Annotated in this window: 12 protein-coding genes and 3 tRNA genes; 13 read left to right on the forward strand and 2 right to left on the reverse strand. The window is 20.3% G+C overall.

The genetic code is table 4. The features are described 5' to 3' along the window. Position 1: 1 nt before the first annotated feature. The 10 genes from X271_RS00305 (at position 2) to X271_RS03265 (ending at position 8,660) form a co-directional block, all read left to right on the forward strand. Positions 2–2,104 (forward strand): ATP-dependent helicase, encoded by a 2,103-nt coding sequence (locus X271_RS00305; protein ID WP_025208479.1) that lies wholly within the window; start codon positions 2–4, stop codon positions 2,102–2,104. 21 nt (positions 2,105–2,125) lie between these two features. Then, on the forward strand, positions 2,126–3,676 hold the full coding sequence (locus tag X271_RS00310; protein ID WP_025208480.1) for a hypothetical protein: 1,551 nt from the start codon (positions 2,126–2,128) through the stop codon (positions 3,674–3,676). Between the two features lie 42 nt (positions 3,677–3,718). Further along, positions 3,719–5,119, forward strand: coding sequence for a phosphate ABC transporter ATP-binding protein PstB (gene pstB / locus X271_RS03425; RefSeq protein WP_200864064.1), 1,401 nt, complete (start codon positions 3,719–3,721; stop codon positions 5,117–5,119). A 4-nt stretch (positions 5,120–5,123) separates the two neighbouring features. Further along, positions 5,124–6,551, forward strand: a complete 1,428-nt coding sequence (gene proS / locus X271_RS00320) for a proline--tRNA ligase (RefSeq protein ID WP_025208482.1) — start codon at positions 5,124–5,126, stop codon at positions 6,549–6,551. A gap of 41 nt (positions 6,552–6,592) precedes the next feature. Continuing rightward, positions 6,593–7,729 (forward strand): hypothetical protein, encoded by a 1,137-nt coding sequence (locus tag X271_RS00325; protein WP_025208483.1) that lies wholly within the window; start codon positions 6,593–6,595, stop codon positions 7,727–7,729. Beyond that, complete coding sequence (locus X271_RS00330; RefSeq protein WP_128824161.1) at positions 7,722–8,072, forward strand: hypothetical protein; 351 nt, start codon at positions 7,722–7,724, stop codon at positions 8,070–8,072. The genes X271_RS00325 and X271_RS00330 overlap by 8 nt, the downstream gene beginning before the upstream one ends. Before the next feature lie 16 nt (positions 8,073–8,088). Next, a complete protein-coding gene (locus X271_RS00335) occupies positions 8,089–8,313 on the forward strand; it encodes an acyl carrier protein (RefSeq protein ID WP_025208485.1) in 225 nt (74 codons plus the stop codon). A 14-nt stretch (positions 8,314–8,327) separates the two neighbouring features. Continuing rightward, a tRNA-Trp gene (locus X271_RS00340) sits at positions 8,328–8,404 on the forward strand. 48 nt (positions 8,405–8,452) lie between these two features. Further along, positions 8,453–8,529: transfer RNA gene (locus X271_RS00345), tRNA-Trp, on the forward strand. 53 nt (positions 8,530–8,582) lie between these two features. Continuing rightward, positions 8,583–8,660 (forward strand) — tRNA-OTHER (locus tag X271_RS03265). A 76-nt stretch (positions 8,661–8,736) separates the two neighbouring features. On the opposite strand, the gene X271_RS00350 is transcribed toward X271_RS03265, so the two are convergent. Together X271_RS00350 and X271_RS00355 are read right to left on the reverse strand one after the other, a co-directional pair. Further along, entirely contained in the window at positions 8,737–9,609 is an 873-nt protein-coding gene (locus tag X271_RS00350) for a DegV family protein (RefSeq protein WP_025208486.1), read from the reverse strand. 8 nt (positions 9,610–9,617) lie between these two features. Further along, entirely contained in the window at positions 9,618–10,508 is an 891-nt protein-coding gene (locus X271_RS00355) for a DegV family protein (protein ID WP_025208487.1), read from the reverse strand. A 130-nt stretch (positions 10,509–10,638) separates the two neighbouring features. On the opposite strand from X271_RS00355, the gene X271_RS00360 reads away from it, so the two are divergent. The 3 genes from X271_RS00360 to X271_RS00370 are packed head-to-tail and all read left to right on the forward strand — an operon-like array spanning position 10,639 to position 12,694. Further along, a complete protein-coding gene (locus X271_RS00360; RefSeq protein WP_025208488.1) occupies positions 10,639–11,685 on the forward strand; it encodes a M42 family metallopeptidase in 1,047 nt (348 codons plus the stop codon). A gap of 44 nt (positions 11,686–11,729) precedes the next feature. After that, positions 11,730–12,320, forward strand: coding sequence for a hypothetical protein (locus tag X271_RS03070; RefSeq protein ID WP_025208489.1), 591 nt, complete (start codon positions 11,730–11,732; stop codon positions 12,318–12,320). Further along, positions 12,320–12,694, forward strand: a complete 375-nt coding sequence (locus X271_RS00370; protein ID WP_025208490.1) for a hypothetical protein — start codon at positions 12,320–12,322, stop codon at positions 12,692–12,694. The genes X271_RS03070 and X271_RS00370 overlap by 1 nt, the downstream gene beginning before the upstream one ends. The last annotated feature ends 14 nt before the right edge of the window (positions 12,695–12,708 follow it).

The raw sequence follows: 12,708 nt of genomic DNA on the forward strand, positions 1-12,708 counted from the left end.
TATGGATTTAAATCAAAAGCAACAAGAAATTGTAAATTATCTTGAGGGACCATTAAGAGTAATTGCTGGACCCGGATCAGGAAAAACAAGAACAATTATTGCGAAAATAGAATATCTAATTAAAGTTAAAAAAATAAATCCAAAAAAAATTCTAGTTGTTACTTTTACAAATAAGGCAGCAAATGAAATTACTGAAAGAATTAAAAATTTAATAGGAATAGATAATTTCAATTCAGTATATACATATCATTCTTTTGCTTTTCATTTTTTAAGATTAGAAGCAAATAGTTTAAATTTATCAAATAATTATTTTATTTTAGATGGACAAGATCAAAAATCATTAATCAAAAAGCATTTTAAAGATGAAGAATTTATTGCAAATAATTCAATTGACCTAAATGATTTAATTAATATTTTTCATAAATTAAGATTTAATCCAGAAGAAAAAATTTCAAATGATAATCAATATTTAAGAAAAATTGCAAAATTATTTGATAAATATCAAAATTATAAAAAAGAAATTTCAGCATTAGATTTTGATGATTTAATCATTTTTTCAAAAGAAATTCTTGAAAAAAACGAAGAAATTAGAAATAAATGAAGAAAAAAATATGAATATATTTTAGTAGATGAATTTCAAGATATTGATTCCTATCAATATCAAATTTTAAAATCTATTACAAATATTAATTCTAAAATTATGATTGTAGGAGATCCTGATCAAAATATTTATTCTTGAAGAGGAGCAAATATTGATCTCATTTTTTTATTTGAAAAAGATTATAAAAATGTAAAAACAATCATTTTAAATACAAATTATCGATCTACTAAATCTATTTTAAAGATTGCAAATAATTTAATTTCAAATAATAAAAAAAGAGTCAGTTTTGATAATAATCCTTTTAATAAAGAAGATAAAAAAATTAATCTTATTATTGGGAAATCAAAAGAATTAGAAGCAAAAAAAGTAATAGATGAAATTATTTTTTTGCATCGAGAAAAAAATATTCCACTAGAAGAAATTGCAATAATTTATCGTTCAAATTATATTTCAAGGGAATATGAAATAGAATTAATAAATCGTGGAATAAATTATATTGTTGTAGGTGGTTTTCGTTTTTTTGAAAGAAAAGAAGTAAAGGAAACACTTAATTTTTTGCGATTTTTATTATTGAAAGATAATTATTCATTATCTCTTATAATAAATATACCAAGTCGCGGAATTGGAGATAAAACTTTTTCTAAATTAGAAAATGAAGCAAATTTAAAAAAAATTACAATTTGAAAAGGCTTAGAAAAAAATTTAATAAATATTCCAAAAAAATTGCAATTATTTATAGATGAAACTAAAAAAATATTAGAAGAAATTCCTAAAATTGAATCATTTAAATATTTTCCAAATTTAATTGAAAAATATTTAAATAATATAGGTTTTTTTAATTTTTATAAAAATTTTTCAGAAGAAAAAGTTAAAAATATACAATCATTAATTGAATTAATTGCTGAACAATTTAAAAGAAAAGATTCCTTAATTGATGATCTTTATGATTTTTTAAAAAATTGTGCTTTATTTTCTTCTACTGATACTAAATCTCTTGTAAATAATTTAACTTTAATTACAGTTCATGCATCAAAAGGATTAGAATTTGAAGCTGTATTTTTTGTTGGATTTAATGAAAATATAATTCCTTCTAATCGTTCAATTTATGATAGTAAAATCGAAGAAGAGAGAAGAATAGCATATGTTGGAATTACAAGAGCGAAAAAATATCTTTATCTTGCTTATTTTTATGGTACGGATTTTTATATGAATCCTTGAAAACCTTCTCGTTTTATTTATGAATTTAATTATCCATTTAATTTAATTGATCAAAAAAAAGATAAATCATTTAGTAAATTTCAAAATTATCAAAAAAACTTTATAAAAAAAGGATATAGCAATGATAAATCAAATTTACAGGCAGGAGATATTGTTTATCATCAAAGTTTTGGAGAAGGGGTTGTAATAAAAGCTGATGATATTTTTGTTACAGTTGCTTTTGATAAAAATCATGGGATAAAAGAAATTCTTATTGAACATCAATTTTTATTAAAAAAAGACTAAAAATATATAATTTAAAAAATTATGTTTTCTTGAATTTTTCTAATAATCTTAATCATTCTTATTATTTTTGCTTTAATAGTTCTAATAAGAATACATTTTATAAAAGGAGAAAAGAAGCAAATTTCATATATTGAAAAATTTAATGCTTCAATTTTAATAGATTTAAATCGAATGATTGTAACAACAACAGATGATAAAAATGTCAGAAATAATTTTGATTTTATTAATTTATTTAAAAGATTAAAAATATTGGATTTTTCAAAAAATAAATCTTTTAATTCATTTATTCTTTTACTTCTAAATAAAGAACAAAAAAACAGAAATTTAATTATCAAAAATAAAGTAAAAAAATTTATAAATAATCAATATACATTTTTTTCAAAATCACTGATTTCAGAATTTGGTTATTTTGGAGTTTTAAAAATATCAAAATTTGACTCTATAAAAAATCAGATTACAATAATGTCTTATGGATATCGAACAAAAAATAATAATTTTCAAAATTATATCCATAAAACAAAAATTTATAAAGAAGAAAAATTAACAGATTATCAAATTTTTCAAAATTTTTATGAAAAAATAAAAAATAGCAAATATGATTATAATTTATCAATAATTAAGGATTTAACATTAGCAACAACAAATAATCTTTATAATAAATTTTTATCTTGAGGGTTAAAAGCCTTTTTTCGGGAATATGAAGATGTTGATTTTTATCTTGATAATTTAAGTAATATTTATTTTTTAACAAGATCATTAAATAGCAAGAATGAATTAATAATTAATAATTACTACATTGAAAAATTTAATTTAATAAAATATCGCTTTCAAGAAAAAATGAAAATAAATTTTGATTTTTCTGGTTTTGAAATTGCAAGTTCAAAAATAATTAAAAATGAAAAAATAATGCTTGATTATGCTTTTTGTCAAATTCAAAAATTTTTTGATAATAATCGATTAAATAAAATAAATAATTATCAAGAAATAATTAGATATGCCAATCAAATTATTAATTACGATTATTCAAAAAAAGATGGTGTAAATATTGAAGTAAAAGATAATTATTTTGTAAATAAAAGTATCGTAATTATTTCAATTAATTTTTTAAATAAAAATGTCGAAGAAATTAATAATTATACTGTTTTTAAAAAATATGAAATGACAAATATTTTTTTTAAATCATTATTATCAACAATTAAGGATAAGAAAATAAAAGATTATTTAATTTTACTATCATTATCAACATTTACAAATTTTATAAATTATTTTGAAAAATCAAAAATTGATATTCATTCTTTTCTTCTTACAAATAGTTATGATTATTTAGTCAAAAATGAATTAGAAATTAAAAAAATAAATTGGGAATTTTTTGAAATATATCTTTTGCAAGATAATTTTTGATTCTCACTAGATACAATTTTAATAATTATTCCAAAAATAGTATTTATTACACAAAATTATCTTGATAATTTTGAAAATAATCAAATAGAAGAAGAAAATTTAAATGAAAAATATTTGAATCTTTTAGATATTAAGAGAAATTATAAGGATATTGATATAAAAAAAATTTAATTTTATAAATTATTATTTATAATTTTTTTGAAATTAAAAATAATGAAATCAACCACCTATCAAAATTTTAAGGAACTTTTAAATAAAAAAATAGAAAATTTAAATGATTTTAAAGTAAAAAATAATTTACTGAAAAATAAGATAAATATAGAAGCTAAAGTTCTTAAAAATTTGGAATTAAAAGAATTAGAAATATTTAATTTAGAAAAAAAATTACAAAAAAATCTTGACAAAATAGATCAAAAAATTTTAAAATTGAAAACTAATCTTTTAAAAAATAAAGAAAAAATTTTAGATTTACAAGATTTATTAGAGGACAAAAATAATCTTTCTAAATATAAAAAAGAAATTGAAAAAAAATCTTTTGAAATAAATCAAATTAAAAATAAAATAAAAATTTTTAAAAGAGAAAAAAAACCATTATCTGCTTTTTATAGTTTAAATTATAAAAATAATAAAGAAATAAAGAAAATTAAAAAAAGAATTAAAAAAATAAACAAATGTAAAGAAAATAAAATATCTATTAAAACAGCAAAATTAAAACAAAAAAATAATAAGATTGATATTAATTTAAAAATACAAGAACATGATCTTAATAAATTTATTGGATTAATTAAAAAAGCAAATAATGTTTTAGTAAAAAAAGAAAAAAAAATAATAGAAGAAATGGCCTTTGTTGTAAAAGATTTAAATGTTTATTATGGAACAAAAAAAGCTTTGTTCAATGTAAATATTGAAATTCCCCGTAAAAAAATCATTGCAATTATTGGTCCATCTGGTTGTGGTAAATCAACTTTTTTAAGAACCTTGAATCGTATAAATGATGAAATTTCTAATTTTAAAAGTGAAGGTGAAATTTTATTAAATGGAGAATATGATATTTTTAAATTAAAGTCAATTAAAAATAATTATGATAAATTAGAATTAACAGAATTAAGAACAAGGGTTGGGATGATTTTTCAGAAACCAAATCCCTTTCCAATTTCAATTTACAAAAATGTTTCCTATGGACCAAAGATAAATGGAATTAAAAATAAATCTTTACTTAATCAAATTGTTCAAGATTCACTTGAAAAAGCAGCTCTTTGAAATGAAGTAAAAGAAAATTTAAAAGAAAATGGAACTTCTCTTTCGGGAGGACAGCAACAAAGATTATGTATTGCAAGATCAATTGCAAATAATCCTGAAATTTTACTTATGGATGAACCAACATCTGCACTAGACCCTATTGCAGCTTCTAAAATTGAGAATTTATTATTAAATTTAAAAAAAGATTATACAATAATAATGGTTACACATTCAATGCAACAGGCTATTCGCATATCTGATTATACAGCCTTTTTTTACCAAGGAAAATTAATTGAATTTGCTCCTACTGAAAAACTATTTAAAAATCCCATTCAGAAAAGAACACATGATTATGTATTAGGAAAATTTGGATAAAAATATGAAAAAAGATAATGATATAATTACACCATTTATAAAAGATCCGATAAAATGATATAACGATATAATTTTTAAAGCAGAATTAATTATTTATGGTCCAACAAAAGGAACAATGTATTTTCGCCCTTATTCATTTAAGATATGAGATTTAATAATTAAAAATTTAACAGAAGAATTTAATAAAGAAGGAATTGAAGAAGTTAAATTTCCTTTAATTTTCCCAAAATCATTATTAGATAAAGAAAAAAATCATATTGAGGGATTTGCACCAGAAGTTTTAGTAATAACACAAATAGGAAATAAAAAATTAAATGATTTTAATGTTATAAGACCAACATCAGAAATGTTATTTAGTGATTATTTTAAAAAAACAATTAAAACCTATACACAATTACCAATAAAATTAAATCAATGAGTAAATGTTGTTCGTTGAGAGAATAATACACGTCCCTTTCTTAGAAATTCTGAATTTTACTGACAAGAAGGTCATACAGTTCATAATAACGAAAAAGAAGCAAGAAAATTCGCTTTCATAATACACAATATTTATCAGAAATTTTTAAAAGATTCTTTATTACTTCCGGTTATAAGTGGAGAAAAAAGTGCGAATGAAAGATTTGCTGGAGCTATTAATTCTTATACACAAGAAACAATTTTAAAAGATGGACAAGCTTTGCAAAGTGCAACATCACATTATCTTGGTGATAATTTTGCAAAATCAATTAATTTTAAAATTCAAAATGAAAAAAATGATTTTTTTTATCCGTTTCAAACTTCTTGGGGTACTTCAACAAGACTTATTGGAGGAATAATAATGACTCATTCTGATGATAATGGTCTTGTTTTACCTTCTAAGATTGCTCCATTTCAAATTGTAATAATTAAAATTACTGATAAAAAAAATGATAATGATTTAAATTCTTTTATTAAAAAATTGTATTTAAAATTAAGAAATAAATTTAGAGTAAAAATTGATGATAGTAATCAATCATTTGGTTATAGAATTAAAAATTGAGAAATAAAAGGTGTTCCAATTATTTTTGAAATTGGAAAAAAAGAAATTTCAAATAAAAAAATCATTTTAAAATTAAGAACAGAAAATAAAAAAAGAGAAATAAAATTAGTTGATTTAGATAATAAAAATATTTTTAATTTTTTAAAATTAAATGATAAAAATATCCTAGAAAAAGCTTTACTTAATTTTGAAAACAAAAAGATTTGAATTAAAAATTTGGATGAATTGAAAAAAAATATTGATGATAAAAGAGTTTGTTATTGTTATTGATTTGAAGATTCTAATTTAGAAGATAAAATAAAAAAAGAAACTGGAGCAACAATAAGACTTCTTTATCATGAAAAAAATCAATCACTTGCAATAAATAATAAAGAAAAAACTACACAAGTTGCTGTTTTTGCAAGATCTTATTAAAATTTTTTAGAAATTTACTAAATAATAAATAATTTTTTTATGTGATAAATTTTTTAAATTTAAACTATACATTTAATTTTGCATATTACAAAAATGAAAATTTTGTTTTACTTTTGAGTGATAAAAATTCTAAAAATTGAGGTTTTAATTTTTGAAAAATAAAATTTGAAGATGATAAAATAAAACCTGAACAATTGGTTTTTTATCAAAATCCTATATATAAAAATTATGCTTTTAATTATAAAATTGATAAATTTCTAATTGATGATTATAATCACTATCCAAAAATTTATTTAGATATTACTTATCTTTATAAAGAATATGTATTTGATTTTTATAATAAAAAGTTTTATTATAATGATTCATTACCAACAGATTTGAAAATTAAAGTAAATATAAATAATAAATATCAAGAAATTTTTATTTTTGATCAAATCAATCAGTTTAAAGAAAAACAAACAATTATATTAGAACCAGAAATAGATTGTTATAAAGAGGATATTTCAATAAATCTTGAATGTAGTTCTGAATATGGATATTTTTATCAAAAAAATATATATTTAAGTACAAAAATTAAGCAAGATTATAATTTAGATTTTACAAATAATTTATTTATCAATTTATTGATTCCAATAGGATATCAAAATAATCAAATTATTTATGATAAATTTTATTTTTTGAAATTATTTAAAAATAATTTTTATTATCCAAAAAATATTAAATTACTTTTTTTATTTTACTATAATGATCCTAATAATTGATTAATATATCCAAAAAATGATGAATTAGAAGGTTACATTGATCTTGATGGAATTTCCAATAATTCTCAATTCTTTTCAATAAATTTTTATTCATATCATAACTTTTTTCTTTTTTATATTGATGATTTTTATTATTATGATTATAAAAATGAAGAATCAATTAATGGAATAAATAGTAATTTTGATTATAAAAAAGGAATAATTTTACCATGAGATTATTCTAATAATCAAGGATATATTGAATTTAATATTTCTTTTATAAGTTATTTAAATTATGAAATTAATTTTAATCTATATTTTCCAATACAAATAAAAAATAGTTTAAGAGGAGAAAAAAATTCTAAATTTCAACTAATTGAGGTATTTGATTATAGTGATTTTAATAATGAAAATATTATTTGAGATCAATATGAATAAAAAGCGATTCATTAGAAAAATAATTATTAATTTATTAATTTTATCTTTTTTTATATTATCTTGAAGTTACTTTTTTATTTTTATAAAAAAAGAGGATTCTTATAATGAAAAACCTATTATTGAGATTAATAATTTAAATAAATCAATAATTATTGAAGATCCCTTTATAGATTATGAATATTTTGAAGAACTTTGAATTAATGATTTCAATCAGTATGATTTATTATTTGAACCTTCAATTTATTTTGGATATTATAATAATTATATATATGTAAAAATATTGAACGATAATCAAATTATTTTTAAATATAAATACTGCTTAATTAACAATAAATTATTTTAATGTATAATTATTTGGGATGAAAATTTTTGATGAACTAAAAAAAATTGCAAAAAAAGAAACAGGAAAAGATATCTCTATTGATGATACTTTTAGAGATTTGGGGATAGATTCCATTGATCTTTTAGATTTTGTTATGAAAATTGAAAATCATTTTAATATCAAAATAGAAGATGCAGAACTTTTGAAGATAAATTCAATAAAAGATGTTGTTCAAATTTTAGAAAATAAAATTAAAAAATAATTTTTAATTTTTATAGGGGTGTAGCTCAACTAGGCAGAGCAGCTGACTTCAGATCAGACGGTTGTGGGTTCGATTCCTGTCACCCCTGCCATTTATCGAAAAAAAAAGTTAACATCTTTAATTTTCGTTTTACCAAAAAAAGGGTGTAGCTCAACTAGGCAGAGCATCTGACTCCAGATCAGACGGTTGTGGGTTCGATTCCTATCACCCTTGCCATCTTGAATAAAATATAAATATTTTTTCGGGACCAATTATAAATTAAATAAAATGGGAGTATAACTCAATTTGGAAGAGTAATTAGTGTTTTTTAGTACTGATAGTTGTAGGTTCAACTCCTACTACTCCTACTATGTAAAAAGGGAAAAAAGCAAGCATTAAAATTAATGCTTGCTTTTTCTATTTTATATATAAAATAGAAAAATTTTATTTATTTTTTTCGTAAATAAGAAGACCGAAACCAGTAGCTCTTGGGCCAATATGACAAACTATTTCTGGGGCAATTATTGTTTCTTCAAAATCTTTAAATCCTTCTTTTTCTAATTTTTCTTTTAATATTGCAAAATTCTTATCAGAATTAAGATTAATAATTTTTAATTCAACTCTATATCCTTTTTTAATTCAATTATTGTATTGCTTTTTTAATATTTCAATAGCTTTATCATATGCTTTTATAATTGTTCTTTTTTTAATTACATCTTCACTATCAATTCTTCCATTTTTCACAATAATAATTGGTAATACTTTTAAAAAACTTCCTGCTATGTATTGTGTTTTTGTAATTCTTCCTCCTGCGTATAAGAAATCTAAAGTATCAGGAATTAAGAATGCATTCATTTTATCTTGCATAAAATCCATTTTTTTGATAATATAATCCATTTTTATATTATCGTTTTCCATTCATTCTTTAATTTGTTTAAAAGAATGATAAATTCAAGGGGTAATAAAATTTGAATCATAAACAAAAACCTTTCCTTTATATTTTTCTTCATCAATTAATACTTTAGCCATTGAATTCATAGAAGAAAGATGTTTAGAAATAGTAATTATTAATAGTTGATCTACCTTTTTAAGTGCTTTATCAATTTCTTCTTCTAATTCTCCTAATTTTGCCGTAGATGTTTGAACTTTTGTTTTAAGATTCATATTTCTTAATAAAAAATTATTATCTATATTTATTCCCGATTTATATTCTTTTCCATCTAAATTTATAATGAGAGAAATATAATAAAATCCCATTTCTTCTGCTTCTTTTTTAGTTAATCCTGTAGACGAATCTATTAGTAAACCTTTTTTCATTTTTCTCCTTAAATTTTAATATCACAAAAATAAGTTAATCCAAAAGCATTTGGACCCATATGAACTGTTTGTTCTGGTGAAATATGTCTTTCAAAAATAATTTCATTTTCTTTTAATTCGAAAATATTTTTTACAAGATTTGTTAGTATTTTTCTTGATTTTGTATTTTCTTCGCCTAAGATTACGATTTTATATTTTATTCCCTTTTTATTTAATTCTTCGACTTTTCCTTTTACAATATGAATCATTTTTATTGCTGCTTTTTTTATTGAAAAGGCTTTTTCTACATTATTTGGATCAATTTCTCCATCTTTTACTACCAAAATTGGATGAATATTTAATATATTAGCTGCTGTATATTGTCTTTTGGTGATTCTTCCACCTTTGTAAAATCAATATATATCACCAGGTGATAAAATTCCTACCATTTTATCTTTTTGGTTATCTAATATTTCATATATTTTTTCAATATTTTGAATTTTGCTAACAAGTTTTTTTAGAGAATTGTAATAAAATTTTGTTCAAGGAGCAGAAAATTGAGATTTATAAATATAAATTCTTCCTTTAAATTCATTTTTATATTCATCAATAATAACTCTTGCATTATTTTGTGTAGAAGAAAATTTTTCAGAAATTCCAATAAATATTAATTTTTCATATTTTTCTAATCCTTTTTTAAAAGAATTATAAATATCCTGCAATTCTGGTGAAGCTGTTTTTATTTCAATATTTCTATCTTTCATTTTTTCGACAATTTTTTCGGAATCAATATCAACTCCCGCTTTATATTTTGTTCCATTAATTTCAATAATTAACGGAACAAAAAAATTTCCATCATTTTCTACTTTTTCCTTTGAATATCCACATGATGAATCAAATACAAGTCCAATTTTTTTCATTTTAAATTAAAAATAATATATTTATATTTCCTTTATTTTTGTATTAATTATTAACAAAATTATATAATTTAATCAATTAAATAGGAAAATAAAAAGAAATTTTTAGAAAGTTATTATAAATAATATTAAAATGGAAAAATTAAAAGAGCTTTTATTGATTCCGGGAATTTCCGGGTATGAAAATAAGGTGATTGAATTTTTAAAAAAAGAATTCAGTAATTTAAAATATAAATATACAAGAGATAATTTAGGATCTATTATTTTTACAAAAGATAATAGTAATAAAGATAGTAATCTAAAAAGAATTGTAATTGATGCTCATATTGATGAAGTTGGATTTTTAATTACTGAGCTTAATGAAAATGGAACTGTTGTTATTGAAAGTGTGGGCGGGTTAAATTTAAAATTAATGCAGGGACAAGTTTTTGAAGTTTGAGATACAAATTTTGAAAATTATAATCTTGCAATTTTAACTTTTCCTAATCAACAAGAAAAAGATTTAGATTTAACAAAAGCAATTTTAGATTTAGGATTTAGATCAAAAAAGGACTTATTAAGTAATAATATAAAAATTGGATCTTCAGTTACTTTTCCAAGTTTTTATCAAGAAAATAAAGATTCTATTTTAAGTAAAAGCATTGATAATAGATTAGGTGCTTTTATTGCTTTAAATTTAGCAAAAAAATTAAATGAAAGGGATCTAAATTTTAATATAAATTTTGTTTTTTCAGTTCAAGAAGAAGTTGGTCTTAGAGGTTCAAGAACTGCCGTTTATGATTTAAATCCTGATTTAGTAATTGTAGTTGATATATCTCCTTCATATGAATTAGAAGGCAAAGATTCTCCCTATGGATTATTAGGACAAGGAACAATGTTAAGACATAAAGATGTTTATACAATTTATAAAAAAGATGTTGTTATTTTTTTAAGAAATTTATTTAATGAAAGTAAAATAAAATATCAAAATTATTTTTCTTTTGGTGGAACTAATGCAGGAATAATTCAATTAATAAAAGATGGTATTTTAGTAATACCGTTTGGCCTTGTTGCTAGAAATATTCATACTTCATTAGCTATTGTAGATAAAAAAGATTTAGAAGAAACAGAAAAAGGATTAGAAATTTTAATCAATAAAATTGATCAAAATTTAAAAACAAAAGGAATTTTATTAAATTAATTTTTATAAAGATTTTTTTAATAATGTAAAATATCTTAAAGACTATGATACAAAATTTTTTCACAAATATTATAAATTTTTTAAATACTAAATATACAGATACTCAAATGTTAGGGGCAGATCTTGATCGAACTCAAGATATTTTAATAATAATTTTAATTGCTTTTGCTGCAGCAGCAATTCTTCTTTTAATTATAGGTTTTTTTTATTTAATTTCAATTTTAAGAAGAACAAATGTAGTAATGAAAAAAGTGGATTATTTAATGGAAGATATTACATATAAATCTGAATCATTAAATGTTACTGTAGAAACATTAAATAAATTATCTAATTATTTATTATTATTTGATTCAAGCTCAAAAACGGGAATTAAATCATTAATTAAATTATTTTCTGAAAACCGAAATTATTTCTATTCTTTTGCTGATAAATTACGTGAAAATATTGATAAAAAAATTTCAGAGGGAAAATCAAAAGTAAAAAAAGCATCTCCCAAAGTTAAAGAAAAAGTTGATAAATTAAAAAAGGTAATTAATGATTATGAATTAAAAAAAGAAAATTCTCAAAATGTGAAACCTAATCTTAAAAAAGAATCAGAAATTAAAACAAAGGAAATAAAGGTTAGCAAAAAATAATGATTAAAGATTTAACAATATTTTCGCTAGGTTTTATATCTGGATTTTTAGTTTCCTCTTATAACGAAGAAACAAAAGAAGTAATTGAATATCTTTTTGATAAAGGTAAAAAATACTATGAGGATTTAAAAAATATAATTTACGAATCAATTAAAAATATTGAAGAATTAGATTCTGATTGAATTAAATTAAATTATGATAAAATAGTAATTTTTTTAAAAGATAAATTGAAAGAAATGAATGAATTATCATCTTTTAATAATAAAATAGAATACGCAACACAAGAAATATCTAATTTATTTGAAAATAAAGAATCTTTAAAAAAAATAAAAAAAACAATTAATTCTACAAAAAATATATTTCCAAAAAAATAAAATAAAACTGGAGA

Source organism: Candidatus Hepatoplasma crinochetorum Av, assembly GCF_000582535.1.
Taxonomy (GTDB): Bacteria; Bacillota_I; Bacilli_A; order Mycoplasmatales; family Hepatoplasmataceae; genus Hepatoplasma; species Hepatoplasma crinochetorum.